We start from the raw sequence: 25030 nt of genomic DNA on the forward strand, positions 1-25030 counted from the left end.
CAGCCCGAACGGCGCCGGCTTCCAGATGTTGCGGGGCTTGCAGTCCAGCAGCGGCGTCTTGCCCGCCGGGACGGCCAGGGGGTCGCGGTCCATCACGGTCAGGGTGTGGCGGCGGTGGCTGGTCGGGTCGTGGGTGAGGTACACCTGCGAGGGCGCGACGTCCAGGCCAGAGGCCAGGTCGTCTTTGGCCTTGACCACGGCGTCGAACCCGGTGCCGTGCGGCAGCACGACCTTGACCTGCGACCCCTGCCCTTCCTTCGTGCGGGACATGGTGGTCTCGAAGGTGACCTGCTGGCCGGGCTTGTCGGGGTGGCCGAGCCCGGCGGAGTAGTAGCCGCGCAGCACCACGTCGTGGTTCAGCAGCCGGAACCGCGGCACCGTCATCGCCGGAACGATGATCGGGTGATCCTCCGGCCGGCCGAAGTGCGCCAGCCAGGGCACGACCACGGCGGCGACCGCGACCCAGCCCCACCACGGCGCCAGCTTGACCAGCAGAAGCACGCCGAGGAGCACGCCAGCGGCCTGCCCGGCGAGGATGATCCCGCGGACGCGCCGGGTCTCCTTGACCTCGCGGTGCAGGGTCAGCCAGTCGCGCCGGTCGCCCTGGGCGATGGCAAGCGACCGCAGGTAGTCCTGTTCGGAGACCCACCACCATTTGAGCTGGCGGTTGATCAGACGGCACAGCCCGACCGTCCCCCATACCGCGGCGAGCAGGGCGTAGCGGGGCGCGCGGACGCCGTGGAACGCGGCGCGGTGAGCCAGGCGGCGGGCGTGCCGGCCGATCGCCTCGCCGACTCCGCCGAGGCTGCGCAGGTTCTCCGGGATGACCGGGTAGGCGTCGCCCTCGGGGTCGTCCAGCAGGTACCCGATCCCGTCGTCCACCGGCTCGGGCTCGGCGTCCGGCTCGGGGTCGAACTGCACCTCGAACGAGGTGTCAACGTCGGCCCCCTCGCCGCCGGTGAGTACGGGCGCGTCGGCCGGGTCGGTGCTCGGAGTGGCGGTCGGGTGGGCGGTGATGTCGTCGTCCGGCGAACCGAACGGCGCCGGGCGAAGCGGGATCACCTCGGCGTCCGCGGCGTCCGTGGCGCCGGTGGGGTTGGTGGTCGGGTTGCTCATCGCGCGTCATCTCCCTTCGCGGGGTCGGCGGTGATCTGGGCGTAGAGACGCTGGCCGGTGCGCGGGGTGACCTTGAGACGGCGGCCGAGTTCGGCGCCGCTCATGGTCGGGTCGGCGGCCAGCAGTGCGCGGGCCTTGTCGGCGGTCGTCGCGCCGCCGGTGCGACGTCGGGGCCGCGCGCGTCGCGGCGTCCTGTCGCGCACAGCGTCGCCCGCGGTGTCGCGGTCGGCGTCGGGGTCAGCGTCGGGGGTGCTGTCGCCCGTTCGGTCGTTGTTGCTGTCGCCGGTGGCGTCGCCCTCGCCGTCGCGTCCGGCGTCGCCCGTGCTGTCGCGTCCGGTGTCGCGCGGCGCGGGCAGGGCGGGCAACTCCGGGCGGGGCGAGAGGGCGCGGCGGCCGGGCGCCACGGGGGCTTCGTCCAGGACCCAGGTGCGGAACTCGCGCACGGTGCTCCAGGGCGCCATGCCGAACCGCAGCGCCCACAGCGCCAGCCCGCGAGCGGCGGCCAGCGGGGAGCCGTCCTCGGCGCCGTCGCGGCCAGCGAGCGCGCGCTGTCGGACCACGGCAATGAGCCGGTCGGACGCAGCGGCGTACAGCGCGGCGGGCAGCACCCACGCGGCCACCGACTTGGCCGAGCCGGGGTCGGCGGACAGCGCGTTCATGAACAGCGATCCCAGGACGCACGCCAGGTTGAGCGCACGTTCGGCGACCGCCGGGCGGCCGAGCCGGGCCTGTGCCAGGGCCAGCAGCGCGAAGATGACCGCGGCGGCGTCCAGCCCGAGCGCCTCCAGCATCGAGGCGGCGTGCTCGTGCTTCTGCGCGTGGACGAAGGAGTACTGCGCCCGGTAGGACACATAGCCCTGCGCGGCGGCGAGGATGAGCAGCAGGACGCTGGCCACGGCCAGCAGCCAGCCGCCGGCGCGGTCGGTGTGCTCGGCGCGGGGGTCGCGCTCGGCGCCGTTGGCGCGGCGGCGGGCCAGGAAGCCCGGCAGGTACCGCAGGTTGAACACCTGCACCGGCCGCCCGTACCGGTCCTGTCCGCCGGTCGCGTCGGCGTCGGGGCTGTCGGCGGTGGCGTGGTGGCCGTTGACGGTGTGCTGCCGCTCGTAGGCGCGCAGCGGGTCGTAGGTGGGGGTCATCGCCGGTCCCTCCCTTCGTGGTCGTCGGCGGCGCGGGCCGGGTTGGGCACCGGGCCGGGCACGGGGTGGGGGTGGTATTCGGTGTCGAGGTCGGCGGCCATCACCGACCGGCCGCACGGCTCGCAGCGGAACCGGACCGGGCCGCCGTCCAGCGGCGCCGTGCAGGACGGGCAGCGCTTGCCCGCACCGATGCGTGGCCGAGCACCGGCCGGGGCGGGGGCGGGCATGTCAGAGCCCCCTTTCGGCGCGGTGCTGGGCGGCGAGGCGGGCGATGGTCCGGAGGCTGAGTCCCATGCGGGCCGCGATCTGCCGGTGGGTCAGTCCGGCGTCGGCCAGTTCGGCGAACGCGGCGAGCCGTGCGCGGGTGACACCGGCCGGGGTACGGGCGGTGCCTTTGCTGGCGCGCAGTTCGGTGCGCCACAGCCGCGACGGGCTCTCGCCCTCGTGCCACAGGGCCAGGAACCGGCGGCGGGCGCACGACAGCCGCGCGGCGAACCCCTGGTAGCTGATCCCCAGCGCGTCCGCGGCGGCCTGATGGGTGCCGTGTACGGCCAGGGCCTGGACGGCGGCGCGCTCGCCGGGCGCCAGATGCGGCCAGATCTGCCACAGCGCTATCCGGTCCACCGCGGTGTGCTCGGGGCTGGGGGTCGGCCGGATCACCGTGTCCCAGTAGATGGCGTGCCGGGGCGCCGGCGCGTAGGTGCGCTGCTGGACGCCGTGGTGGTGCAGTTCGGTGCGGTGGTGCCGGGCGATGGCCTTCTGCCCGGTGGTGATCAGGTCGGACGGGTCGGGCCGGTCGGCGGCGGTGTACAGGTGCTCGGCGATCGCCGACCATGCCACCTCGAAGCGGTCCCGCGGGTCGATCGTCACGCCGAACACCCGCCGGGTGGCGAACTTGGCGAGCCGGTCCAGGTCGGCCAGGTTGTAGCCGTGCCGCAACGTGTGAACGTCGGCCACCGGCCGGTGCGGGGCGTCGGGGTGCTGGGTGCCGTTGGGGCCCGTGATCGGTTGGGTGGGACGGCCCTGGGCGGCGTGCGGGTTGGTGGCCGGTGCGCCGAGGTCCGTGGTCGAGGTCTGGGCGGGGATCGGGGGCGGGGCGAGGGTGGTCATGCTGCGGTCACCTCCGTGCCGGTCGGCAGGTCGGTGGGGATGTCGCTGGGGAAGTCGGTGGTGGGGGCGTCGGCGCAGTCCACGCAGGTGCCGAGGTGGCGGGGCAGGACGTATCCGGCGTCGCGTCCGCACTCGGGGCAGCGTCGGCGGGCGGCCAGCGCCTTGCCGAGCGCGGCGCGCTGACGCTCGGTCGGGGGCCGCTTGGGCAGCGCCAGGCGGACGTCGTACAGGTAGGCGGCGCGGACCCCGCCACCGCCGCGGCGCGAGTTCCACAGCACTTGTCCGGCGACGTCCTGACCGCCGGGGCGGAGGTTCTCGGCGGCGAGTTGGCGGCGGGTGCGCAGGTGCGGCGGCGCCATCCGCCACGGCCAGGTCGGGATGCCGAACCGGGCGCCGGTCGGGTCGAAGAACCGGGCCGAGCTGCGGCGGCGGCTCATGGCGTCACACCTCCCGCGCGGCTGACCGCGAACGCGGCGCGCTGGACGGTGACCAGGCACCAGCCGCCCTCGCGCAGCGACCGGTAGGCCATCCGGGCAGCGGCCACCGTCAGCACGGCGGTCACCGCGGCGGTGACCGCGATCGTCGCCGCCGGGTGGGCGGCCACCAGCACCGCGCCGGCGGCACCCAGGCGGACCGGGGACAGGCACAGCCACCCCAGCCCGGCCAGGGCGGCGAGCACGGCCAGGACCAACAGCAGGGCGGTCATCGGATGGCCCCCAGTTCGGTCAGCGCGACGGCCAGGAAGTTGCCGATCAGCAGCCACCACGCGGCGAACCGGATCCACTCGCGCGCGCTCATGCCCACCCCTCCCCGGAGTCGGAGTCGTCGGCGGTGCCGGGGGCGTCGTCGGGGTCGGCGGGGATGCGGACGCCGAGGGGGGACAGCGCGTTGTGCGCGTCGGCGAGCGCGGCCGCGAACATCGAGGCGGCGCGGTTGCACCACTGCAGGGCCTCCACCGCCCTGGCCACCGCGGCGGCCGGGTCGGTGGGGAACGGGCCGTGCGAGACGGTGATCTCGCGCGTCGCGGCGATGACGGTCAGCCGGTCCTCCATCTGGCGGAACAGTTGGTCCGTCCCGGCCGCCGCGGTGCGCAGGCGGCTCGCGATGTCGTAGAGAGTGGACGGGTAGGGCGCGCCCGCCGCGGCGTTGTGCGGCAGCGTCGCGTAGTTCAGCACGCGCACCGCTTCGGCGATCGCGCCGGCCACGGCGAGGGTGTAGTCACCGCAGTGACCCCCGGCCGGGTTCGGCTCCAAGGTGATCGGGTCCATTCCGGTTTCCTCCAACAGGCGGATCGAAGAGCTGGCGGCGGGTGAGGCGGCCCCGCACGGCGGCGGAGCCGCCCGGACGCGCCGTCAGCTCTTGCAGCACAGCGCCGCTTCGGCCGGGGTGTCGTAGCCGGTGCCGCAGGTCGGGCACTCGTTCCAGGTGCTCACCGCGATCACTTCTTCTGGCCGGACTTGGCGTCGTAGGCGTCCCGGACGGACTTGGGCTCGCCGTTGGGCCAGGTCGAGGACTTGCCGCTGGTCGGGTTGTCGGCCATCGTGGAGATGCCTTCCTGTGAGGGAGGGAAGTCCCCGGGGCGCTCGGGCTTGGTCGCTGTGGGCGCTCCGGGGCACACACCGTGTGGTGTGCGGGTCCGGCGGATCTCTGCCGTTCCGTGAGCCGCTCCCCCGCGGGGTGGTGGGAAGCGGCCGGACGCAACGTCAGCCGTCCAGGGCCTGGGTGAGCATCGCGACGTGGGCGGCGAACACCTCGCCGTCGAAGTAGGTCGCCAGCGCCTCGGTCAGCTCGGCGTAGGAGTCGGCCGGCACCCAGGCGGCGCGGGCGGCGTCGTCGCCGCCGACCACGCGCGGGAAGACGGGGCGGGCCAGCACGCCCAGGGACGCGTGGCACAGCACGGTCACCATCCACGCCTCATCGCTGGCGCGCGGGTCCGGGACGTAGCGGGCCGGGGTCGCCGTCCACGCCGCGGGGACGGTCAGGCCGGTCTCCTCGGCCAGCTCGCGGGCAGCGGCCTGCACCGGGGTCTCGCCCGGCTCGACGTGCCCGCCGGGGATCGCCCAGCCGTGCCCATCCGTGCGCTCCACCATCACGATCCACCGGCGACCGTCCCAGTAGTCGGTCACCGACACCAGCGCGTCGGCGGCCAGCGCCTCACCCCAGTGCCCCAGCTCGTTGCGGCCATAGCGCACCGCGGTCTTCTCGCACGGGTTCACCGGCCGCCCGTCCACCACGGCGAACGGGATCGCCGCGACGGCCTGCCGCGCCGTCCAGTCGATCCGGGTCGGGTCGGTCTCCGGGTCGGCCCACCCGTCACGGACACCGGCCCCCAGCACGTCGGGGTGGGTGTAGGTCCGGGCGGTCATCTCACCGGCGGTCATCTCAGGCGACCTCTTCCAGGTCAGGGGCGGACAGGTCAGAAGCGGACAGGGCGCGGGCCTCGCGTCGCAGCGCGGCCAGCTCGTATGGCAGGAGCCCGGCCCACACGCCGTGGGCGGGCGGGATCCGCATCGCGTAGTCCAGGCACAGGTCCCAGACCGGGCAGGACTCGCACACCTCGCGCGCCACGTCCTGGCGGGCGCGCCGGTCGGCGGGCGGCTCGTCCTCGAACGCGTCCGGGCCCATGTGCAGGTCCGGATCGTGCCGGCAGTCGCCGTGCGTGGCCAGTTCGGTCAGCAGGTCCGCCAGCGGCAGGAAGACCGGGCGAACGGACATGGAAACCTCCAGGTCAGGGACCGTGATCGGTTGGGGGTGCGGCCCTCGGCGGCGTGCGTGGTGACTGTGCGCCGCGGGCGGCTTGGGCGAGGGGGACGGGGAGGGCATCGCGGGTCAACCCAGCGAGCTTCCGAACGTGGCGATGGCGTGCATCACCTGGTTGATCAGTGCCGCGGCCTTCTCCGGGTTGTTGACCGCGAAGACCGCGATCGCGATGCCGGCGAGCCACTGCGGGATGCTGCTGGACCTCTGCGGGATCACTTGGGACCTCCTGGTCACCGTCTTCGGGGGCACTGCCAGCTGGCACGGGCCCCGTGTGGAAGGCTGCTGGTCGCAGCGTATACGTAGCTTCGTATACGCACAAGCCCTAGGTATACGATGCTGCGTATACGCTGGTCAAGAGCCGCAGAAGACCGAAGGGGTTGATCGAGAAGTGGCAGAACCGGCCTACGTCCGCATCGCGGGCGAGTACGCGCGACGTATCCGCGGTGGGGAACTCCCACCCGGCACCCAGCTGCCGAGCTACGCCGAGATCGCACAGCAGAACGGCGTGTCGGACATCGTGGTTCGGAAGGCCGTCGAACTCCTGCAGAGCCAGGGGCTTGTGCGGTCCGTGCGTCGGCGAGGTGTCTTCGTCGCCGACCGCCCGAATCTCGTTCGCGTGTCTCCCGAACGTCAGATGGAGAGCGCCGAGCAGTCCTTCCAGAACGAATCGGATCAACCGATCCAGGTAAACCGCGAGGTCCAGCAGCTCCCAGCCACGGTCGAGCTCGCCGAGGCGCTCGGTATCCCGGCAGGGCAGGAGATCAAGCACGTCATCACGAAGGCCTCCGAAAACGGACGCCCGATCTCGATCTCCGACACACACCATCCGCTGGACATCGCGGATATCTCGGGCGCCGCCTACCTAGAAGAGACGATCTTCGACCAACTGCCGCCGACGGCACACGCTGAATGGCTGCGGACGACGCCCGGCGATCTCGTCAAGACGGTCCATCAACGATTCATCGCCGCCGACGAACGAGTCGTCATGATTTCAAACATCTCATATCCCCGCGACCGGTACGACGCCTTCGTCTTCCGCATGTCCCTCGAATAAGGCATAGCGAAGGGGGGTGTCGATACATGGGCACCCCCCTTCGCTATGCGCGGCCTCAGATTCTGACCCACCCCTGTGCCAAGTCCGCGTCTGTCCACCATGAAACAAAGTGCGGGTCTGTGGAATCTAGGGTCCAGCGATCAGACAGGGCCTCGAAGAACGCATCGTTCCCAGTCTTGCCACCTCTTGGCTCGCCGATATAGACGAGTCGCTCGCCGCCGGCGTTCTCGAAGGCTGCGAGCGCCTCGGACGACATGGTGTCTCCCCATCCAGGCGGCCAACACAGGAAGAGAACATAATTCGCGGGCCGGGTACGAGCCGCGAAGTCGGACAGATCTTGGACGGGGTACCAGACGTCTGTTTGGCCAGCCACTTCGGGAAATGAGGCGTTCGAAGTCTTGTCTGGCGGCTCTGAATCATACGCGTCGATAGTCAGAACTGACCGTGCCAACTGGGCCGCCCAATAACCTCGCCCAGCTCCAAGTTCCACTATTGGGAAGCCTGCGCAAAATCTCGCTATCCAATCGATCGTCTCCGGTGAGGGAATCGCATATGCATAGGTTGCCTGCAACAGCATCTGTGCAAAGGCGAGACGCGGGCTGCCTTCTGCGCGACCGCCGTTTACTACACGGCGGTCACCATGCTCGACCACGAACGGTTCGACGATGTCCCAGTATGGGTTAGGGCTCACCGCGCTGCCGCCGGTCATGTAGTGCACAAACCGCAAGTCGAACTGCGCGTCTGCTTGATCGTCACCCGTTCCCCCCAGGCTTGCCGCCATGTCTAGGTACTCGGCCACCTTGGGGTACTCAGATCGAAGTCTCTGTTCGTCCTCCAGCAGGGCCGTGAGTTCGTCCCAGCGGCTCGATGTCATGGTCAGCTTGGCCATGCCGCAAGTCTCTCGCACTGCAGACGCGCGGTCCAGGGTTGCTGTGATCGCGTCCGGAATCCCCCCTCTGGAGAGATAAGCGAAACTAGGAGTGATGCGCCCATCACTTCCGCATGGCGGCGACGATTGCAACAACTGTACCAATCACTGTTGTTGTCGTTGCGATAATGGTTAGCCTCAGGGGCGTGATAATTGGCTCCGCTCGTACGACAACGGCGGAGCGTGAGTTTTTTATGACCGTGTACCATGAAATTCCAACCACTAGGAAGAAAATCAGCTCAAGAGGGAAGGCGGTGGCAACGAACCCAGTAACTGAGTTGTGGCGAGGGTCGATAATGTTGCGAACGATTGCCGCCGGAACTGCAATCAATAATGCGAAAAAGAATAGTAATGCGAGCAGCGCGGGGATGCTGATAAGCATTTGCAGTGCAAAAAGAAGGAAATCCTTTGCCAGTTCGCCAACTCCTCGCCTCTTTTTGCCCTTCGGCCATTCGGGACGAGTTCTATCTCCCAAGGCATACCACTTGCGTGTGTGTAGTAGTTTCTCCATGATTTCCGAATGTCGTCCAATGGACCAAGTGTGGTCCTCCGCTTCCACGGTCACGGAGGTAGCTCTGCCTGGACCAATTTTAATCTCCACCTCGCGCAATGGGCTGTCTTGATGTGCTTTTAGTGTGAGGTTGTCTAGCAGGGCTGGTTCGCCTGCTTCTCGAATCAGTTCAATCAGCGTTTTTTGTCTAACCCGTTCCCGATCTTTGATGAAGTGAACGAGTTCGACTTCTTTGTCGGGACTATCAAAGCCTTTTAATGCCAGGTTCCAGAGGTTAGAAAGCTCCTCTAGCGTGGGGCGACAGCCTTCTAGTTCTCCGGTGCATATTCGGGATCTGCTCATGTGACGGAAGGCCTTCCCGGTAAATGGAAAAGTTCTATATGTAAGCCCTTGGGGTATTATCGCAATGTCTCGACCGCCATGCCTAGCGATGGCGGCTCGTAGTCCAGTACTGGCCGATGGTGGGGTCGACCGGCCGGCCACCTATCTGGCGGCCCTTCTCTGGATTCGAAGCCCTGTTGAGCGTTAGGCCCGGTGGCGTGTCTGACAGCCCACCGCCCCGCCGTCGGCCGGAGGGCCAGGCGCGAGTACCAAAGTGAGTATCAAGCGGAGTGGACGCGCTTGGACTCGCGTGGACGGGTCGGGCATTGTCACCTGAGCCTGTATCGGTCGCGACGTGCGGTTTCTGTCGGTGTGGCCGATTCGAGTCCAATCGCGGGAGCTTCTCTGCGCGCGAAGACGCCACAGGTCAGGCCCCAGTTCCGATCAAGGAACCGGGGCCTTTTGACGTCCGGGGGAGCCAGTTGGGGAGCCACCGGGCTACTCATCCCTGAAGACCAGGTCCATCGCCTCTGCCCCCTGTGTGATGACCGGGCGCAGCTGCTTCCGGTAGACGGTCTGGGTGGTGTTTGGTGTGGAATGCCCGACCAGGTCCGCGATGCGCTCGATGGCCACACCCGAGTCACTCATGATCGACACGAACGAGTGCCGCAACTCACGCGGCGTCCACGCCTTGCCAAGGCCGGCCTTCTTAGTGATTCGCCGGAAGCCCCGTAGGACCCGCATCGGATCGAGCCGCGTCCCGTCCTCCTTGCAGAAGACGAGATCATGGTCCTGCCACGCCTTGCCGACCCGCCGACGAACCTGGGCCTGATCGGCCTTCTGCTGGGTCAACGCCTCGACCGCCAACTTCGGCAACGCCAGCGTGCGACGCGACTTCTTGGTCTTGGTGTCGCCACCGGCCCGGACCGACCGCCAGACCGCGACGGAAGGAGGCACCGGAGGAGTTCCGCCCGGAACGCCGACCAGATCGACATTGGTCCACGTAAGGTCGCGCGCCTCTTCCGTGCGCATGCCCGTGAGCAGCGAGACGATCACGTACGGGCCGAAGGGCTCTCCGGCACTGGCCTTGATGACGGCCGCGGCCTGGTCCACGGTGAGCGCCTTGCTCGGTCGGCCTGCCTGCCCGGTCGGGGTCTCGCAGAGCGCCGAGACGTTCCGTCCCACCAGGTCCCGCTTCTCCGCCATGCGGATCGCCCGGGTCAACAGGCCATGAACCTGCCGGATCGTCTTGGTCGCCAGATCTTCGGCCAGCTCGTCAAGCCACAGGTCGACATGCTCGGCCCGCAAGTCTCGAAGCCGGTAGTTCCCGATCTTCGGGATGATCTGATGGTTGGCCAGCGACCGAGCTTGGATCACCGTTTTCTCGGCACGCCCCTTGAGGCCGTGCGCCAAGAAGTCCTCCACCGCGTTACGCACCCGGTAGTTGGCGCTGGACTTGATGCCCTTCTCTGCCTCCTTGAGCAGCTCTCTGACCTTCGGCTTGAGGAGCTTGGCGGCCTGCTCTCGTTGCTCCTCGATCGGCAAGTCCGCCCACTTGGCACCGAGCTTGACTGACGCCTTGCGCCGGATGCGCTTCCCCGCGCCGTCGAAGCCCAAAGAGACGGCGGCGATCCATCGCTCCTTGTCGGTGTCGTAGTAGACCGAGTAGTCCCCGTTCTCGCTGCTCACGCTGCGCCCACCTGTCGCTCAAGGTCAGCCACGTAATCCTCCAGTGCGGTAGTTGAGATGCGCCGCAGCCCATCGATCTTGACCGAGCGGATCTCGCCACGCCGGAGCAGCGCGTAGATCTTCGTGCGACTGATGCCGAGCCGATCGGCGGCCTCTTCCGGGCGAAGAAGCCGGAACCCGCTGCTCGGGTCGGGGGAGGGTTTGATTGCCATGGTGTTCTCCTTGCGTCTACTCATGCGGCCTGCTGGCTGGTGTTGCTGAGGTGCAGTTCATGGGCGAGTTCCTCGCGTCCGGCCTGGTGTCGTCGGCGGGCTTGGTCGGCGGCGGTGTTGGCCAGGAGGGCGTCTCCGGTGGTCTTCCAGCCGGAGCCGACGTAGGACAGGCGGCCGAGGATCACGGTCGTTTCGGTGTCAAGGTCGGCTTGACGTTCGAATCGCTCGGGTGGCTGCTCGGGTCCTGGGGTCTGGGTGCGGCGGTACAGGACGCGTGCGGCGCGTAGAGCGCCGAAGGTGACCGAGTAGCGACGGGCTTTGGTGAGGAAGTGGCCGCCGAAGCCGAGCATGTGTGCCCAGCGGCGCAGGGATTCGAAGCCGGGGTGTTCGCCGAGGGTCCAAGCGGCGTGGACGAGGCGTTCGGTGTGGGTGCCGTCGGGTTTGGCGTAGAGCGCGATGTTGGCAGCGTGGAGGCGGCGGGAGGTGTGTCCGGTGACTTCGGTGCCTTTGGTGGCGTACTTGGCGAGGTAACCGGCCACCATGGCGTCACTGACGGACTCGCCGCTCAGGCTGATGATACGAACGTCGACCTGGTCGCCCCAGGCGATGGGCCAGCCACCGGGCCGGGCGGGGTGCGGGTCGGTGGTGCAGGTGATGTGCGCGGCGGCGTACCGGACGGCGTCGTCCAGATCAGCGGCGGTGATCCCGTCCGGTGGTGGGACGAAGGCGTCGGGGTCGTCGGGGTCGACACCGTCCAGGCGTAAGAGGGCGTGGAAGTGGACGGCGCCGCGTGCCTGGAATTCGGCGACCTTGCCGTGCGAGACCCGGACCGGGGGCAGGTGCCGTACGCGGGCAAGGCGGCTGAGGTAGCGGGTGATGGCTTGTTTGGTGCGTCGCCACAGTTCGCCCGCGTGGTTGTTCCAGACGGCGTGGTGGTCGTGGTCGTAGCAGTCTGGGCAGAGGGGTTGCCCGAGTTGGGCGTCGCCGGGCTGATGGCGAGCGAAACAGACCAGGGGCCGGCCATGGGGGCAGGTGGGTAGGTCGCGGCGAGCGTGGCAGGGCTCGGGGCGGCAGCTGCACCGGGTCTTGTCGGTGCAAGTGTGGCAGCGGACGTGCCGGGTGTGGACGGGCCCGAAGGACGGCGCGGTGAAGGTGGCGAACACGGCTGGGTGCCGGGCAACGGTGGTGGGAACGGTTTTGCCGCCGGTCAGGCCGGAGCGGATGAGTTGGAAGGCGTCGCGGCGGTAGGTGTCGGCGCAGGAGGGGCAGACAGTGACGCGACGGTTTCCGCACGCTTTGTAGATGACGCCATCCGGCATGTCGGTGGTGGGGGTTGTAGCGGTGATTTCGCCGGTGCGGGTGTCGACGGTGTCAAGAGTGCCGAACAAACGGATGGGGTGAGAGCAGCCTGCGGCGGGCCAGACGTGGTCGAGCCAGTCGAAGTAGCCGTCTCCGGCGCGGGTCAGGGCATTGTCGGTGGCGAACAACGCCGGACGGCGGATCGCTGGGATCGGTTGCCGACGGCGAGGTTGCGATGGCTGCGGATGAGTGCGGATCGGAGGTGCGGGGATGGGCAGCTGGGTGGGTGCGGTGAGTTTGCTGGTGACGCGGTGGTGCCATTGATAGGCATAACGGGGGCAGTTGGCGCAGTTCTTGTGGCCGGTGCAACCTGGGAGGGGTTGTTGCAGGCGGCGGGCTTCATAGCTCCAGGCCATCGAGTCGGCTGATGCGAGGAAGTGGCCGTAGCGTTCCAAGCCACGGGTCTTGACGCCGAAGCCGTGCAGGCGGAGGCCGAGATCGGCGAGGGACTGGATGATCTGAGCGATTTCGCCGGTGGATTGACGGCGACATACAGAGCCGACTCCAACGCGGGGCAGATCGGCAAGATTGATTCCAGCGTCGGTGTAGAGCTGGACGCAGGCGAAGTAGTCCGCCAGGGTCCAGCCTTGCAGGACGGGGATGATCGGCAGGTCGGGAGCCAGATCACGCAGGTGTAGGTAGTTATCGACGGTGCGTTGTTGGTGTTCGGCGACGGTAAGGCCGGTACCGGTGAAGTGCTGGCCGCCGAGAGTGCCCCCGTGGATGACGGCGGGCTCACACATCCAGTCCATTGGGGCGGCCCAGTCCAGGTGCCCGATGTGTTCTTGGTATCGACGAATTTGGGCGATGTACTGGCCGGGAGTGATGGTCCAGCAGCCGTGGTCTTTGAGTTCTTGAAAGCCACCGGAGTCCAGCGCCCATCGGGTGGCAGCCTGAGGGAAGGTCTTACGGTCACGTAGCCGCCGGTCAGAGATGAACAGCGGAACCGGGGCGTTCTTCAACCAGGCAGGCAGATGGGTGCCCAGGTAGAAGGTTGGGGGTTCGGTGTTCGCCCCCGTTCCCGGAGCCGGGGAAGCGGTTCCGGGAGCGAGAGCCAGCGTCGAACCCGACGCCGGGGTGTGAGTCACAGGCGGTCCCCCTCGCTGGGGGTTGGTGCCTGGAGCTGCCGCAGTGTGGTGGCGGCGAGAGACGCCGGGATGAAGCGCAGGGCGATGCCGTGTTCGGCGACGTCTTCGAGGGCCGGAACACGTGGGGTTGGGGTGTAGGCATGGGTAATGTGCATGTCGTCCACTCCTTGCGAGGGGGCTGGACGGCGGGGGCCGGAGGTCTTTGGCGAGAGATCCGGCCCCGAGCCGTATCTAGAACCAGGTGGGCGGTTCGACCACCAGGAGGATGGCGCCGCAGTGGGCGCAGTCGACCAGGCCGGGGTGCTGGTCGTCGGGGTGTGCGTCGGGTTCGCAGGGCCACAGACGCAGGTCGATGCAGCCGCAGTCGGGGCAGCGCAGAGCGCTGATGATGAGCTGGTCGGCCCAGGCGTTGAAGCAGTCGGGGCAGTAGATGTTCATGTCGGGCCAGGCCGACACGAGCCACTCGACGTTTTCCGCGCTCATCATGTAGGCGGTGCAGTGGCAGGAGTCGCATTCCATGACCCAGCGGGACCAGGCGGGTTTGCCGTTGGGGTGGTAGTGCTTGTGGATCATTGGGCCCACACTCCGTGGCAGGCGCCGCATTGCAGCGCCATGTCCTGGTGGCGGTCGTCGACCAGGACGCGGGTTTCGTAGACGTCGGTGGAGCCGCAGTACAGGCATCGGGCGATGCGGTCGCCGATGAGATCGGCGACGACGACGGCGCGTTCGGGGTTGCAGGTGTGTTCGCGGGCCCATTCGCCGAGGGCCAGGTAGTCGCCGATGGCGACGGTGTGGGGTTCGAAGCAGACCAGGCAGATGCCGGTGTAGCCGTTGGTCTCCGGGGTGATGGTGGTGACCAGGATTCGGGTCGGGGGTTGCGGTCGCGTCATTTGATGTCCCTTCGAGGGGGTCAGGCGGCCAGCGCGTTGGCAGACGCGGGGGCCGGCGGCCGGGTGTGGTTGGTGCGGATCCAGGTGGCGTGGTCGACCAGGCCGTTGATCTGGTCGTCGCGCAGGTAGGCCGCTTTGAACAGGGCGGGGACGCCGCCTTCGGCGATCAGGTACGCCACGCCCTGGTTGGTGGGGAGGATGTCGGCGGCGTTGAAGCCCGAGTGGGCCCAACCGTGGCCGAGGATGATGTCGCTGGAATTGGGGGTGGTGCAGCGGAACGCGACCCGGAATCCGAAGATGTCGCGCAGCGAGGTGGGGATGATGTCCACGCTGGGGCGCTGGGTCGCGGCGATGACGGGGATGGCGCAGGCGCGGCCCCGGGCGACGATGTCGCGTACGAGGGCGATGAACTCGGCCTGCTGCTCTTTGGTGCCGATGGTGGCGGAGTAGTACGCCAGCTCGTCGAGGATGACCGGGATGACGGTGACGCCGTCAGCGGCGGTGATCTTGCGGCGGCCGTTGGCCAGTAGCCAGGCGTAGCGGTTGTTCATGACCTGCTGCACCCGTCGCAGGGTGACCAGGGCGTGGTCGATGTCGGGGCCGACGAACTCTTCGGCGAGGTCGGCCCACATGCCCAGCTCGACGAGCTTGGGGTCCAGCAGAACGGGCCGGGTTCCGGCGGCCAGGAAGGCGTGGGCGGTGATGTTCTGGATCAGCCCGGACTTGCCGCCGCCGGGCTCTCCGGCGATCAGCATGTTGCGGTAGGCCAGCACCACGTAGACGGGCTGGCCGAACTCGTCGACCCCCAGATAGACGGGGTCGAACATCGAGAGCATCGGTCCCACGGGCACGGACGCCGTGGCGGCCGGACGTGGGACGGTCAGGGTTGCCATGAGGCGAGGTCCCTTCCAGGAAGTTGGGAGGGACCTGGGCACGAGGCGACCCGCGACGGGTGACCTCATGCCCAGGACCCGTGCGAGTGGACACGGACGGGCGCCCCGTCAGGTGGTGTGGTCACCAGGGGCGTCGGTCACCGGTAGCGAGAAGGCACCCAGACGGGGCACCGCCGGTGAAGAAGGACGACCGGGGGTTCAGACCCAGTCGAGGAGATCGTCACCGGTGCCGGGCTTGGCCGGTTCCGGTGCGGGAGCGGGGGCCGGCTTCTTGTCGGACCGCTCGTTGCGTCCCGCGCGCTTCGTCGTGCGCGGGGCGGTGTCGGTGTCGGGGATGGTGCGCTGGGCCGGGATGTCCGGCAGATCCAGCGCGGTCGGGGCCTCGCCAGCGGCGCGAGGCATCACAGGGGCGTCGGGGTCGACCAGGTCGACCAGCGGTGAGGTCACCGTGCCGATCAGCGCGTCGCGGCGCTTGATGTCGGCCCGCACGAAGGCGGCGTTGCGGGTCGAGGCCCGCTCGACGGTGATGTTCGCGGCCCAGCAGGCGACCGCGATTTTGTCGAGGCGCGATTCCAGGTCGGCCAGCGAAAGGCCGGGCCGAAGCCAGATCCACACGCGTTCTCCGACCGGGGTGGGCTTGGCCCACAGGATCAGCGGGAGGCTTCCCGACCGGTTGGAGATAATGAACTCGTTGAAGCACGAGCGGAGCCGGTGCCGGGAGATCAGGCACCAGCCGATGGCGATGAGCCTGCGTCGCACCACCGGGATCCCCGCGGGGACACCGGCCACCAGGGCGACGATGAGGATCCGCACGACCATGTTGGTGTGCGTCGACAGGACGACGAACCCGGACACCACCAGAGCGGTGGCGAGGATTTCCGGCGTCCACCACCACAGGACCCGCAGCACGGGCCAGACGGCGATGAATCCCGCGACGGGGAGGGCTACGCCGACGCCAATTGCGGCACCGGCGAGCAGCGCGAGGATGGGGTGGATGTAGGACGCGGCGACCACGGCGGCCAGCAGGCCGACCACGATGGCGACGACGTAGAAGGTGATCTTCGCGGTGCGTGCGTAGGACCGGGTGACCCGATCCTCGATGAGCGTGACGGTTCCGCCACGTCCCGAGCGACCGGACGAGCGGCCGAAGGACCCTCGCCCGAACGCGGGCAGGCCCGTAGACTTGGACATGTTGATCTGCCCTTTCGTGATGGTTGGGGTGCGATCGATAGCGGGGCCGGAGGTGGCTGCCTCTAGGCCCCGCACTTCTTGGTGTGGCCCGTGGCCTATACGGCCGAGGGCAGCTCGTTCGGTTCGAGCGAGAAGAACACAGTGTTCGCGTGGCTGATGTCGACGTCGCGAACGGTCTCGCGGAGGTAGCTCCAGACCTGGTTGTACAGGTCCTGCCGGGTCTGCCCCGGCCGCGCGGAGACGGTTCCGCCTCGGGTCAGGTAGCCCAGTCCGCCCTGCGGGCCGGGGAACAGAAGCGTGATGATGAAGTGGAACTCCATGACAGATTCCCTTGCTGTCGCGGGAAAGCAGAGGGGCCGCAGGGGCATACGCCACTGACGGCCCCGTCCGCGTGTGCGAAGACGACTGCGCCGATCACTCGGTGATCTAGTCGCCTTCCTGGCACCGCCGTTGGCGGTGATCGGTCCCACCGATGACGGTGTTCGCGCCGTCATTTCGGCTGGTGGGGTTGTCGCCGGACATCACGTCCGGTGCAGGGTTGGGCCAGCTCAGTCGGCTGGCGGCGTCCCGCTTCGGGGACGGTTCGATCTTCGGAGCCATCGGTTCGGCCCCTCCGTGAGTCACCAGATGCAGCAGGTTGCGATGCTGGAGCCAGGAGCCCCGGTCAGGCCGACTTGGCCACCGGACCGGCCGTCTTGATCTCCACCGCGCGGAACGCCACGCCGTTGCGCCCGTTGGTCGCCCACGGCAGGGCCTCCAGCCTGGACACGGTGACGAGCTGCCCCACCTTCACGCTCGGCTTCTCACCCGCCGTGGTGATGGTGATGACCTCGCCGCCGTCGTCGTCCTGGACGAACACCTGCGTCGACCACATCGGCCGGCCGGTGTCCCGCTCGGTCCGCTGACGCCCGTTCTGGTCCGTCTTCTCGACCGGGTCCTTCGACACCATGACCTGCTTCGCGCTGGTGTCCACGTAGAGCTTCATGAGCTCCCCTTCCGATCCAAGGGCCGCACCGCCTCTCGGTGCGCTTCCCTGTGTGCTGCGTCACCACGATCGGACGGGAAGCATGATTCGAACAGACTGTCGATGGGTGATGATGGATGATGATTGCTCGACACCCCTCGCGACATCGCCCGCGACGTGCGCAGACTGGAGACGACACCGAAGCAGGAGGAGAACCTCGTGACGGAGGAGCGCCCGGATTGGGCGAAGCGGATCACTGCTGAACGAGAGGCTCGCGGCTGGAACAAGCCGCAGTTCATCGAGGCTCTACGGGCCCATGCAGAGCGCCAGCTGCCGGGCAAGGCGTCGATGCTTCGCCGCGTGCACGCTTGGGAGAGCGGCGAGTCGTGCCCCGATGACGACTACCGGCCCATCATCGCCAAGACCTTCGGCACCGTCACCGCAGCCATCTGGCCCCTCGCAGGCAACCGAGACAGCGACGCCGAACTCGTCGCCGGGACCGGCATGGACACCTTGGAGATCGTCACCCGCTTGCGGGCATCGTCCGTGGATCCGGCCGTACTCGAAGGACTCCGGATCACTGTTGACCGACTTTGCAGCGAGTACCCGCACATGCCCGCTGACCAACTCCTTGTCGAAGGGCGCGCTTGGCTACGCAGAATCACGACGCTCCTCGACCGGCACCTGTCTCTCGCCCACCATCAAGAAATCTTGTCCCTGGCCGGCTGGCTTGCCGCACTGGTCGGATGCGTCGAATACGACTCGACCAACCGACCCGCAGCGGAGGCGACCCGACAGGCCGCACTGAGTCTCGGCGAGGAGTCCGGCGATGCCGAAGTGATGGCTTGGGCGCACGAGATGCGCGCCTGGTTCGCTCTCACCCGAGGGGACTACCGAGGCGTCATCGCAGCTGCAGATACGGGCAGCGCCATAGCTCCCAACTCACGCGCAGCCGTCCAGCTCCATGCCCAAAAAGCCAAGGCATGGGCGCGCATCGGCGACCGTCGTCAAGTCGAAGTTGCCCTAGACCAAGGCCGAGCGCTGTTGGAGCGGATGCCCTACCCGGACAACCTGGATCACCACTTTGCCGTTGATCCGGCCAAGTGGGATTTTTACTCCATGGACTGCTACCGGCTGCTCGGCAATGGCCAGCCCGCCAGCGCAGCGGAGAACAAGCTCGCAGAGAACTATGCCCAGGATGTCATCCGAGTAGGAACCGATGCCGGTGGAGTCGAGCGGTCCCCGATGCGTAACGCGGAAGCCCGGCTAACTCTTGGACTGATCGCGGCACGCGAAGGCGACGTGGAACGAGCCGTGGACTTCGGTGAACAAGCACTCCAGGGTGAGCGAAAATCGCTACCAAGCTTGCTGATGGTCTCCCGCGAACTCGGCTCCACGATCAAGGAGCAGTACGAGACGGAGCCGAGGGCCGTCGAGTATCTCGACCACCTTCGCCAGCTCCAAGCAGCCGCTCGCTAGTCACCAGGACCAGAGTCGGAGGACGGCTCAGCCAGCGTCTGGGACTCTGTGCAAACTTTCTGTACGTCTTCAAGGCGGCCCGAGAACCGGGCCGCACGCGCCGCCGACTCGGCGCCTGGCCCCTCCGCCTCTGCTTGGGCGCCGGCTACGGGACCAGGCCGACGCCGGTCGGCAGGCGCGAAGACCAGCAGTAGTCACGGGGCCGCACGAAGACGAGGACCAGTCACGGGGTTGATCTGGCCGCGCCCACGCCGCTGGCCGGTTCCCGACTTGCGCGGGGACCCCGCGCGGGGCCTCACGACGGGCCATTGCGGGCAGGCAGGTGCCGCCCGTCCGCCGCACCAGGCTACGAGGCCCCGCCCCCACGCAAGTCCGGAACCGTCCAGCTCAGTTTCACTTGTTATTGGATGTCAACCCTTGCCCTTGTTCTTTTTTTGCCGCGAAAGGGGTCCGATGGCTTGCCTGTATACTTGCCTCGATTTGCCGAGGATTGGCGCTCGCGGTACATCCAAGGCAAAAGCCAGTCGTTCCACTTCTTTTGTAAGAAGATTTGTTATGTTCTGTTCTTCTTTCCAAAGCTTTTCTATCTCATCCTCATCCAATTCATCTCGATGTCCGTCGAACATGGAAATCCGAGCGACGGTAAGCCAGTATGCCTGCTGCAATCGCTGAAGGTTCTTCATTTCTCTAGATTCTGGCTGAATGCTCGCAATTCGGCTGACTAGCCACCTTATTCTGATGTGTGAAAATTCATAGAAGGCAGAGACGGCCTCATTGGCTTTCTTTTCAACCTCTTCCAGGCGTCCGCCCAATTCCTTGGGGACGCCATCTTTGTAACTTGATTCAACATACTTACGAGTAGAGATCATGACAGAAACATTCACTCTGGCCTCTCTGGCCAATGAGGGAAGCTCGGAAGTCAATAGCTCGCCGAGTGCCAAAATGTCGCGTTCCCAGCGATCCTCTCGTCTCTTCTTGCGCTCCACTCTAGGAACCACAAATCTTTGAATCGCCAACTGTGCAATCAAAGTTAATCCCGCACCAATGGCAAGCAGGACTATCTTGTTGTCTAGTATTTCATTTACATTTTTAGTGACAATGATTGTGACAAAAGACATAACACTCATTCTCTAAATAACCTATCGGGCGATGAAGGTGGATACCTTGTATAGGTTAGCGTAATTCCAGTAAGCGCGTCGCGTAGAACGCAGGCCGTCCCGAAGATCAAGTACCTCTACCTGGCCGCTTGAACATCAAGTCATGGGCATGCGCGTCTACCCTGCGTGTCAGCAGAGTGATTGGCTACCAGTGCAGAGGGGAGCCAAGTAGGGAGCCACCTGGAATGAACCGGTGGGAACGAGCCGGGACGCGTGGGGACGTGGTGAGTTGGGCGGGGGACCGAACGGGATTGATCAACATCGTCGGCCGCTGGTTCGAGTCCAATCGCGGGAGCTTCTCTCTGCGCGAAGAAAGCACAGGTCAGGCCTCGGTTCCGAGCATGGAACCGGGGCCTTTTGGCATTCGGGGGAGTCGGCCTGGTACTCGCCTCGGGAGACGTGGTCTGGGCGATGAATTTTCCGGGCCGTGCTGGTCTGTACGCCGAGTACCGGCTCACAGGAGGCTGACGGCATGCGGAAACTGACCTTCGCCATGAACGTGTCCCTGGACGGCTACGTCGCCGCGCCCGGCGACGACCTCGGCTGGAGCGTGCCGAGCGACGAGCTGTTCCAGTTCTGGTCCGACCGGGTGGGGGCGACGGGCCTGGCGCTGTACGGGCGCAGGTTGTGGGAGACGATGAGCTCCCACTGGCCGACCGCCGACCAGCAGCCCGGCGCCACACCGGCGGAGATCGAGTACGCCCGCCGCTGGCGCGACATGCCGAAGATGGTGTTCTCCTCCACGATCAGCACGGTCGACTGGAACACCCGCCTGGTCACCGGCGACGCCGTCACCGAGATCTCCCGGCTCAAGGCCGAGGACGGCGCCCCCATGGACATCGGCGGCGCCACGCTCGCCGCGGCGGCGATGCGGGCCGGACTGATCGACGAGTACGTGCTGCTCACCGCACCGGTCCTGGTGGGCGGCGGCACGCCGTTCTTCACGGCGCTGGACAACTGGGTGGACCTGACCCTCGCGGAGACCCGGACGTTCCCCGACGGCGTCCTCCTGACCAGGTACGAGACCAAGCGCTGAGTGCCCCGCCGTCACTGCCGGGAGAGGACGCGGGTTATGCCGGCGGCGATCGTGGTGGCGAGGATCCAGCCGGAGGCGATCAGCGCGGCGGCCAGCCACTGGTAGGGGCCGCGCGGGTTGAAGGCCGGTTCCTGGCCGAAGCTGATGATCGGCAGGAGCAGGTCGAGGGTGTAGAGGAACGCGTTGAAGGCCGGCGCCTCGTCCTTCTTGAGGGGGACGGGGTGGTGGGCGGCGAAGAGCATGGTCCCGATCGCGAGGAGCGCGGCGAGGAGGATCCCCGCGCGGAGCGGCCGGTAGCCGTAGCCGACGGTCCAGTCCTGGGCGACGCCCCAGACGCGGGCGGGCAGCGTGAGGGTGCGCCGGCGGCGGCGCTGCTTCGCCAGGCGGACGGTCCGGGCCTCGACGTCGCGGCCCATGCCCTGGAAGACCGCCGCGAGCTGCTCGTAGGGCTGCGGATGGTAGCCGTCGGCGGCGTCCAGCCAGGCGAGGCGGGCGGCGAGCGGCCCCGGCTTGTCGATCGCCTGGTAGACGAACCCGTCGAGTTGGGGGCGCGCGGGCCAGTGGGCGGGGTCGTCGCGGAGGATGTCGATGCGGGCGTGCCGCAGGTCGACGCTGCCGTCGGTGAGGGTGCAGCGGGAGAACCACAGCATCTCCGCGCGCACACGGCGGAGGCCGAGGGCGAGGCCGCCGAAGCCGCTGATCGTCGCGTCGTCGAAGCTCAGCTCGCCGGCGCGGGCGCCGGCGAGCGACAGGCGCCCGGCGGAGGTGAACCCGTCGCAGCAGTTCAGGACGCCGCTGACGGTCAGGCCGTAGCCGGTCATCGCCCGGCCGCCGGGGTTGGACAGGTGCGCGCCCTCCAGCTCGACGCTCGCCCCGATGACCGTGTCGACCAGGCGGACCTCGCCCTCGGCGTGCAGGCCGCGGCCGGCGAGGCCGCCGGTGACCTCGGCGCGGCACAGGCTGAGCGCCTGGCCGCCGGGGTCGCTGAGGCGCGCGCCGGCGAAGTCGGCCGTGCCCTGGATGGTCGCCGAGTCCAGGCAGACCCGGCCCCGGGTCCGGAACCCGTTCGCGGCGCGGAGGCTGCTGCCGATGCCGACCAGGCGGGCGTTCAGCGCGGTGCCGCCCGGGGCGTCGAGGTCGGCGCCGCTGAGCAGAAGCGTGCCGCCGATCGCCGCCGAGCGCAGGCTGACCTTGCCTTCGGCGCGGAACCCGCCGTCCAGGACGGCGGCGCCGTCGATCCGGGCGCGGTCGGCGTCGAGGGCCGTTCCGCCCGGGTTGGACAGCCGGGCGGCGGTCAGGACGAGGCGGCGGCCGATCCGCGCGTCCGGCAGCCGCACCTCGCCCTCGGCGACGAGGCCGGGCGCGTGCAGCCCGGACGGCAGCTCGATCCCGTCGGCGTCGAGCGCGACGCCGCCGGGGTTCGACAGCCGCGCGCCGCCGAGGACGCAGGTCCCGTCGACGTGCGCGCCTTTCAGCATGACCTCGCCGGTGATCTCCGCGTCGGTCGCGTCGATGTTGCGGGCCACGGTCAGCGCGTACGCCTCGACGTCCGCGAGGCGGGCCGAGCGCAGCGACAGCGTCCCGTCGATCCGGGTGCCGACGAGCTGCAGCGGGCCGTCCACCTGGCAGCTGCGCAGCCACAGCAGGCCGTCGACCTGCGAGTCCGAGGCGGAGAGGCCGGGCAGCCGGGAGCCGGTCAGGCTGAACTGCCGCAGCCGGGCCGCGTAGAGGGCGGGCGGTTCGTCGAAGACGCAGTCGCGCATCAGCACCGCATAACGGACCTCGGCGAACGACACGTCGAGGACGCCGGTGATCCGCGCGCCCGTGAGCCGCAGTGCGGGGACCTGCCCGACGCCGCCCGGTTGCGCGCCCAGCAGCAGCGCCGAGACGACCTCGCCGCGGACCGCCTCCCCCGTACCGGTCAGATCGACCTTGCCCGCACTCGGGAACGCGTCCCAGACCGCGCGTTCCGCGTCCGACAGATCCTCGATATCCATTTGGCCCCCATGCATACACCGACACGGAGGGCGGCGCCATGGCGGGCCCTAGACTCGGGTTCATGTTGCGCTTGGGCATTCCAGTGATCGGTGTGACCGACCTCGCGCGCGCCGTGGCGTTCTGGACGGCGGCGCTGGACCTCGTGTCCGTCCCGGAATGGGAGAGCCCGACCTGGCGAACCCTGGCCCACGCGGACGGGTCGGGCCGGGCCCTCGGGCTGATGCGCAGTGACTCGCCCGCCGAGCCCCGCCCGCGCCTCCACCTCGACCTGTTCGTGGACAGCACCGCCGAGCAGGAGGCCGAGGTCGAGCGGCTGATCGGGCTCGGCGCGAGCCGCGTCGACTGGGACCTGTACCCGCCGGACCCCGACTTCGTCGTCCTCGCCGACCCCGACGGCAACCTCTTCTGCGTCGTCGACCTGAGCCACGCCCCGTCCGGCTCGCAGTGAGCCGCCGCTAGGCGTCCGGCGGCGTCTCGCGGGCGTCGATGAGGGCCTGGACGCCGTCGGAGAAGCGGCGGGTGAGCCAGGTCGGCGCGGTCGCGGTCCGTCCAGCCGCCTGCGGCCCTGGTTGATCGACGCGACCACGCGGCGGCCCTCGGGCGTGAGCTCGGCCGTCCTGACGCGGCGGTCGTGCGGCGCCTCGGCGCGCGCGGACGGGGTGGGACGGCTGGAGGACGGCACGCGGGTGGCCTTCTTTGGGCCGGTCGCGCCGCACGGCGGGATGGCGGAGCGGGCACTCGTCCGGCGCGGCATGTGGTTCCCGCTCCATGACGGTGTGGACGACGTGACGGCGGCCGCCCTGCTGAACCCCGGCGGCGCGGCATGGAAGACGGTCGTGTGGGAGGGCGGAGCGGGCCCGGGAAAGACGGTGCTGGTTCTCGGCGCCGCCGGAGCGTCCGGACGGATCGCGGCGCAGGTGGCGAAGCGGGAAGGGGCCCGGGTGGACGCGGCCGGACGCGACCGGCGGTCCTCGACGCGCCGGCCGGACGCGGCGCCGACGCGGTGGTTCGGCTCGACCGGACGAAGGACGAGGTGGTCGAGGCCATCGCCGCGCACGGGCCGTACGACCTGGTCGTCGACTACCTGCGGGGTGCCCCGGCGGCGGCCGCGTTCGACCGGATGCTCGGGCTGGTGGCCGAGGGCGGGATCGTCCTCGACGCCGAGGCCGTTCCTCTCGCCGTCGTCGAGGACGCGTGGACGCGTCGCGAGAACGGGCGACGCATCGTCTTCGTCCCCTGAGGCGGCGCCGGAGGGCGAGTGTGGAATGTCGGTGGCGGGTGGGAGGGTGCGGCGCGTGGGGGTTCATGTGGCGAGCCGGCGGCGGGCGCGGGCGTCGGTGGAGGCGGAGTGGCCGGGGGCGGTGGTGCTCGACGTGACGTCGCGGGGGCCGCAGCCGTGGGTGCGGTTCAGCCCGTTCTACCCGCACGGCGGCATACCGGTGCCGTTGTCGGACGGCGCGACGGGCGCGTCGGTCGAGGGGATCTGGCAGGCGTTGAAGGTGTTCGAGGGCGACGACGTCGACCCGGCCCGGCTGGCGATCACGTCGATGAAGGGCATCAAGCGGACGGTCCGCAAGTACGGGCCGGTGCGCGGGCACCGGGCGGGGCTCGACGGGGACGAACTGCTGCCGTACGGGCGGGCGCGCCGCGAGATCTACCTGCCCGCGTACCGGTGGGTGCTGGAGAACGAGGTCGCCGACCTGGTCGAGGAGGTGCGGCGACTGGGCGAGGTGGTGCTGCTCGACTACACCGTCAACGGGGACGTGGACGACCTGTCCAAACCGCTGTCGCACGCGGCGCTGATCGCCCTGTTCGCCGAAGACCGATGGCCTTGACCGGCGCGGACGCCGCCCCTGCGAGGCGTCCGCGCGAGAGGACGTGCACCGGTCAGGCGCGGTTGCGGGTGATGCGGCCCGCGAAGGCCCAGCCGAGGCCGAGGAGCACGCCGCCGATCGCGGCGACGAGGCCGAGGGCGGGGGTGTCCAGCATGGCGAGGAGGCCGATGAGCAGCCCGTAGAGGATCGTGAGGGCGAACAGGGCGGCCCGGATGGGGTTGTTGTTCATGCCCGCAATGCTCCCGGCGGCCGGGCGGCAGTACTATCCACCGGTCGGTGGACAGGCGGGCCGCGCGGCGCGCC

The 25030-nt window shown here is 68.6% G+C and carries 31 protein-coding genes; 6 read left to right on the forward strand and 25 right to left on the reverse strand.

Annotation, left to right across the window (positions count from 1 at the left end; all coding sequences use genetic code 11):
* The 10 genes from F9B16_RS17255 to F9B16_RS50910 all read right to left on the reverse strand — a co-directional run.
* Positions 1-1116 (reverse strand): hypothetical protein (locus F9B16_RS17255; RefSeq protein ID WP_225991699.1); only part of this gene is annotated, 1116 nt, incomplete at its 3' end.
* Positions 1113-2252 (reverse strand): hypothetical protein, encoded by a 1140-nt coding sequence (locus F9B16_RS17260; protein ID WP_151539163.1) that lies wholly within the window; start codon positions 2250-2252, stop codon positions 1113-1115. The genes F9B16_RS17255 and F9B16_RS17260, both read right to left, overlap by 4 nt.
* Positions 2249-2479: a hypothetical protein gene (locus F9B16_RS17265; protein WP_151539164.1), complete on the reverse strand. Its 231-nt coding sequence runs from the start codon at positions 2477-2479 to the stop codon at positions 2249-2251. Before F9B16_RS17265 ends, F9B16_RS17260 begins: the two co-directional genes overlap by 4 nt.
* A 1-nt stretch (position 2480) precedes the next feature.
* On the reverse strand, positions 2481-3362 hold the full coding sequence (locus tag F9B16_RS17270; protein ID WP_151539165.1) for a helix-turn-helix domain-containing protein: 882 nt from the start codon (positions 3360-3362) through the stop codon (positions 2481-2483).
* Positions 3359-3799: an RRQRL motif-containing zinc-binding protein gene (locus F9B16_RS17275; protein WP_151539166.1), complete on the reverse strand. Its 441-nt coding sequence runs from the start codon at positions 3797-3799 to the stop codon at positions 3359-3361. The genes F9B16_RS17270 and F9B16_RS17275 overlap by 4 nt, the downstream gene beginning before the upstream one ends.
* A complete protein-coding gene (locus F9B16_RS17280; protein WP_151539167.1) occupies positions 3796-4068 on the reverse strand; it encodes a hypothetical protein in 273 nt (90 codons plus the stop codon). The genes F9B16_RS17275 and F9B16_RS17280 overlap by 4 nt, the downstream gene beginning before the upstream one ends.
* Positions 4069-4156: 88 nt before the next feature.
* Positions 4157-4630 (reverse strand): hypothetical protein, encoded by a 474-nt coding sequence (locus tag F9B16_RS17285; RefSeq protein WP_151541107.1) that lies wholly within the window; start codon positions 4628-4630, stop codon positions 4157-4159.
* Between the two features lie 435 nt (positions 4631-5065).
* Entirely contained in the window at positions 5066-5743 is a 678-nt protein-coding gene (locus F9B16_RS17290) for an NUDIX domain-containing protein (protein WP_225991700.1), read from the reverse strand.
* A gap of 1 nt (position 5744) precedes the next feature.
* A complete protein-coding gene (locus F9B16_RS17295) occupies positions 5745-6077 on the reverse strand; it encodes a WhiB family transcriptional regulator (RefSeq protein ID WP_192808834.1) in 333 nt (110 codons plus the stop codon).
* Positions 6078-6191: 114 nt separating this feature from the next.
* Entirely contained in the window at positions 6192-6338 is a 147-nt protein-coding gene (locus F9B16_RS50910; protein WP_192808835.1) for a hypothetical protein, read from the reverse strand.
* 172 nt (positions 6339-6510) lie between these two features.
* Between F9B16_RS50910 and F9B16_RS17300 the strand changes: the two genes are divergently transcribed.
* On the forward strand, positions 6511-7176 hold the full coding sequence (locus F9B16_RS17300) for a GntR family transcriptional regulator (protein ID WP_151541109.1): 666 nt from the start codon (positions 6511-6513) through the stop codon (positions 7174-7176).
* 55 nt (positions 7177-7231) lie between these two features.
* Here F9B16_RS17300 and F9B16_RS17305 read toward each other — a convergent pair whose 3' ends face one another.
* The 12 genes from F9B16_RS17305 to F9B16_RS17355 all read right to left on the reverse strand — a co-directional run bounded on the left by F9B16_RS17305 (position 7232) and on the right by F9B16_RS17355 (position 17243).
* Entirely contained in the window at positions 7232-8065 is an 834-nt protein-coding gene (locus F9B16_RS17305) for a hypothetical protein (RefSeq protein WP_151541110.1), read from the reverse strand.
* 103 nt (positions 8066-8168) lie between these two features.
* Positions 8169-8957, reverse strand: coding sequence for a hypothetical protein (locus tag F9B16_RS17310; protein ID WP_151541111.1), 789 nt, complete (start codon positions 8955-8957; stop codon positions 8169-8171).
* Positions 8958-9434: 477 nt separating this feature from the next.
* A complete protein-coding gene (locus F9B16_RS17315; protein WP_151541112.1) occupies positions 9435-10625 on the reverse strand; it encodes a site-specific integrase in 1191 nt (396 codons plus the stop codon).
* Positions 10622-10837 carry a helix-turn-helix domain-containing protein gene (locus F9B16_RS17320; RefSeq protein ID WP_225991701.1) on the reverse strand — a complete coding sequence of 72 codons (216 nt, stop codon included), beginning with the start codon at positions 10835-10837 and terminating at the stop codon, positions 10622-10624. Before F9B16_RS17320 ends, F9B16_RS17315 begins: the two co-directional genes overlap by 4 nt.
* A 20-nt stretch (positions 10838-10857) precedes the next feature.
* On the reverse strand, positions 10858-13284 hold the full coding sequence (locus F9B16_RS52735) for a replication initiator (RefSeq protein ID WP_449698819.1): 2427 nt from the start codon (positions 13282-13284) through the stop codon (positions 10858-10860).
* Entirely contained in the window at positions 13281-13439 is a 159-nt protein-coding gene (locus tag F9B16_RS50915) for a hypothetical protein (RefSeq protein WP_192808836.1), read from the reverse strand. Before F9B16_RS50915 ends, F9B16_RS52735 begins: the two co-directional genes overlap by 4 nt.
* Positions 13440-13515: 76 nt before the next feature.
* Positions 13516-13857, reverse strand: a complete 342-nt coding sequence (locus F9B16_RS17330; protein ID WP_151541114.1) for a hypothetical protein — start codon at positions 13855-13857, stop codon at positions 13516-13518.
* On the reverse strand, positions 13854-14174 hold the full coding sequence (locus F9B16_RS17335) for a hypothetical protein (protein WP_151541115.1): 321 nt from the start codon (positions 14172-14174) through the stop codon (positions 13854-13856). Before F9B16_RS17335 ends, F9B16_RS17330 begins: the two co-directional genes overlap by 4 nt.
* Positions 14175-14194: 20 nt before the next feature.
* Positions 14195-15067: an FtsK/SpoIIIE domain-containing protein gene (locus F9B16_RS17340; protein WP_151541116.1), complete on the reverse strand. Its 873-nt coding sequence runs from the start codon at positions 15065-15067 to the stop codon at positions 14195-14197.
* A 198-nt stretch (positions 15068-15265) separates the two neighbouring features.
* On the reverse strand, positions 15266-16333 hold the full coding sequence (locus F9B16_RS17345) for a hypothetical protein (RefSeq protein ID WP_225991703.1): 1068 nt from the start codon (positions 16331-16333) through the stop codon (positions 15266-15268).
* 20 nt (positions 16334-16353) lie between these two features.
* A complete protein-coding gene (locus tag F9B16_RS17350) occupies positions 16354-16578 on the reverse strand; it encodes a hypothetical protein (protein WP_151541117.1) in 225 nt (74 codons plus the stop codon).
* 344 nt (positions 16579-16922) lie between these two features.
* Positions 16923-17243 carry a hypothetical protein gene (locus tag F9B16_RS17355; protein ID WP_151541118.1) on the reverse strand — a complete coding sequence of 107 codons (321 nt, stop codon included), beginning with the start codon at positions 17241-17243 and terminating at the stop codon, positions 16923-16925.
* Positions 17244-17366: 123 nt separating this feature from the next.
* On the opposite strand from F9B16_RS17355, the gene F9B16_RS17360 reads away from it, so the two are divergent.
* A complete protein-coding gene (locus F9B16_RS17360; protein WP_225991704.1) occupies positions 17367-18701 on the forward strand; it encodes a helix-turn-helix domain-containing protein in 1335 nt (444 codons plus the stop codon).
* Positions 18702-19111: 410 nt separating this feature from the next.
* On the opposite strand, the gene F9B16_RS17365 is transcribed toward F9B16_RS17360, so the two are convergent.
* A complete protein-coding gene (locus F9B16_RS17365) occupies positions 19112-19819 on the reverse strand; it encodes a hypothetical protein (RefSeq protein ID WP_151541119.1) in 708 nt (235 codons plus the stop codon).
* 511 nt (positions 19820-20330) lie between these two features.
* On the opposite strand from F9B16_RS17365, the gene F9B16_RS17370 reads away from it, so the two are divergent.
* Entirely contained in the window at positions 20331-20894 is a 564-nt protein-coding gene (locus F9B16_RS17370) for a dihydrofolate reductase family protein (RefSeq protein WP_151541120.1), read from the forward strand.
* Positions 20895-20905: 11 nt separating this feature from the next.
* On the opposite strand, the gene F9B16_RS17375 is transcribed toward F9B16_RS17370, so the two are convergent.
* Positions 20906-22891 carry an oxidoreductase gene (locus F9B16_RS17375; protein ID WP_151541121.1) on the reverse strand — a complete coding sequence of 662 codons (1986 nt, stop codon included), beginning with the start codon at positions 22889-22891 and terminating at the stop codon, positions 20906-20908.
* A 92-nt stretch (positions 22892-22983) separates the two neighbouring features.
* Between F9B16_RS17375 and F9B16_RS17380 the strand changes: the two genes are divergently transcribed.
* From F9B16_RS17380 to F9B16_RS17390, 3 genes are all read left to right on the forward strand, one after another.
* Complete coding sequence (locus F9B16_RS17380) at positions 22984-23340, forward strand: VOC family protein (RefSeq protein WP_264159719.1); 357 nt, start codon at positions 22984-22986, stop codon at positions 23338-23340.
* Positions 23341-23895: 555 nt separating this feature from the next.
* Positions 23896-24132: a hypothetical protein gene (locus F9B16_RS17385; RefSeq protein ID WP_151541123.1), complete on the forward strand. Its 237-nt coding sequence runs from the start codon at positions 23896-23898 to the stop codon at positions 24130-24132.
* Positions 24133-24187: 55 nt separating this feature from the next.
* On the forward strand, positions 24188-24727 hold the full coding sequence (locus tag F9B16_RS17390; RefSeq protein ID WP_151541124.1) for a DUF6939 family protein: 540 nt from the start codon (positions 24188-24190) through the stop codon (positions 24725-24727).
* Between the two features lie 52 nt (positions 24728-24779).
* On the opposite strand, the gene F9B16_RS50920 is transcribed toward F9B16_RS17390, so the two are convergent.
* On the reverse strand, positions 24780-24956 hold the full coding sequence (locus tag F9B16_RS50920; RefSeq protein WP_192808837.1) for a hypothetical protein: 177 nt from the start codon (positions 24954-24956) through the stop codon (positions 24780-24782).
* Positions 24957-25030 lie beyond the last annotated feature (74 nt).

Origin of the sequence: Actinomadura montaniterrae, assembly GCF_008923365.1 — a bacterium.
Lineage (GTDB): Bacteria > Actinomycetota > Actinomycetes > Streptosporangiales > Streptosporangiaceae > Spirillospora > Spirillospora montaniterrae.

What these genes read in the sequence shown, in the direction of transcription:
- F9B16_RS17260 (WP_151539163.1), bottom strand. Translation starts at nt 2,252, where the DNA reads ATGACCCCCACCTACGACCCGCTGCGCGCCTACGAGCGGCAGCACACC.
- F9B16_RS17265 (WP_151539164.1), bottom strand. Translation starts at nt 2,479, where the DNA reads ATGCCCGCCCCCGCCCCGGCCGGTGCTCGGCCACGCATCGGTGCGGGC.
- F9B16_RS17270 (WP_151539165.1), bottom strand. Translation starts at nt 3,362, where the DNA reads ATGACCACCCTCGCCCCGCCCCCGATCCCCGCCCAGACCTCGACCACG.
- F9B16_RS17275 (WP_151539166.1), bottom strand. Translation starts at nt 3,799, where the DNA reads ATGAGCCGCCGCCGCAGCTCGGCCCGGTTCTTCGACCCGACCGGCGCC.
- F9B16_RS17280 (WP_151539167.1), bottom strand. Translation starts at nt 4,068, where the DNA reads ATGACCGCCCTGCTGTTGGTCCTGGCCGTGCTCGCCGCCCTGGCCGGG.
- F9B16_RS17285 (WP_151541107.1), bottom strand. Translation starts at nt 4,630, where the DNA reads ATGGACCCGATCACCTTGGAGCCGAACCCGGCCGGGGGTCACTGCGGT.
- F9B16_RS17290 (WP_225991700.1), bottom strand. Translation starts at nt 5,743, where the DNA reads ATGACCGCCGGTGAGATGACCGCCCGGACCTACACCCACCCCGACGTG.
- F9B16_RS17295 (WP_192808834.1), bottom strand. Translation starts at nt 6,077, where the DNA reads ATGTCCGTTCGCCCGGTCTTCCTGCCGCTGGCGGACCTGCTGACCGAA.
- F9B16_RS17305 (WP_151541110.1), bottom strand. Translation starts at nt 8,065, where the DNA reads ATGGCCAAGCTGACCATGACATCGAGCCGCTGGGACGAACTCACGGCC.
- F9B16_RS17310 (WP_151541111.1), bottom strand. Translation starts at nt 8,957, where the DNA reads ATGAGCAGATCCCGAATATGCACCGGAGAACTAGAAGGCTGTCGCCCC.
- F9B16_RS17320 (WP_225991701.1), bottom strand. Translation starts at nt 10,837, where the DNA reads ATGGCAATCAAACCCTCCCCCGACCCGAGCAGCGGGTTCCGGCTTCTT.
- F9B16_RS50915 (WP_192808836.1), bottom strand. Translation starts at nt 13,439, where the DNA reads ATGCACATTACCCATGCCTACACCCCAACCCCACGTGTTCCGGCCCTC.
- F9B16_RS17330 (WP_151541114.1), bottom strand. Translation starts at nt 13,857, where the DNA reads ATGATCCACAAGCACTACCACCCCAACGGCAAACCCGCCTGGTCCCGC.
- F9B16_RS17335 (WP_151541115.1), bottom strand. Translation starts at nt 14,174, where the DNA reads ATGACGCGACCGCAACCCCCGACCCGAATCCTGGTCACCACCATCACC.
- F9B16_RS17340 (WP_151541116.1), bottom strand. Translation starts at nt 15,067, where the DNA reads ATGGCAACCCTGACCGTCCCACGTCCGGCCGCCACGGCGTCCGTGCCC.
- F9B16_RS17350 (WP_151541117.1), bottom strand. Translation starts at nt 16,578, where the DNA reads ATGGAGTTCCACTTCATCATCACGCTTCTGTTCCCCGGCCCGCAGGGC.
- F9B16_RS17355 (WP_151541118.1), bottom strand. Translation starts at nt 17,243, where the DNA reads ATGAAGCTCTACGTGGACACCAGCGCGAAGCAGGTCATGGTGTCGAAG.
- F9B16_RS17365 (WP_151541119.1), bottom strand. Translation starts at nt 19,819, where the DNA reads ATGTCTTTTGTCACAATCATTGTCACTAAAAATGTAAATGAAATACTA.
- F9B16_RS17370 (WP_151541120.1), top strand. Translation starts at nt 20,331, where the DNA reads ATGCGGAAACTGACCTTCGCCATGAACGTGTCCCTGGACGGCTACGTC.
- F9B16_RS17375 (WP_151541121.1), bottom strand. Translation starts at nt 22,891, where the DNA reads ATGGATATCGAGGATCTGTCGGACGCGGAACGCGCGGTCTGGGACGCG.
- F9B16_RS50920 (WP_192808837.1), bottom strand. Translation starts at nt 24,956, where the DNA reads ATGAACAACAACCCCATCCGGGCCGCCCTGTTCGCCCTCACGATCCTC.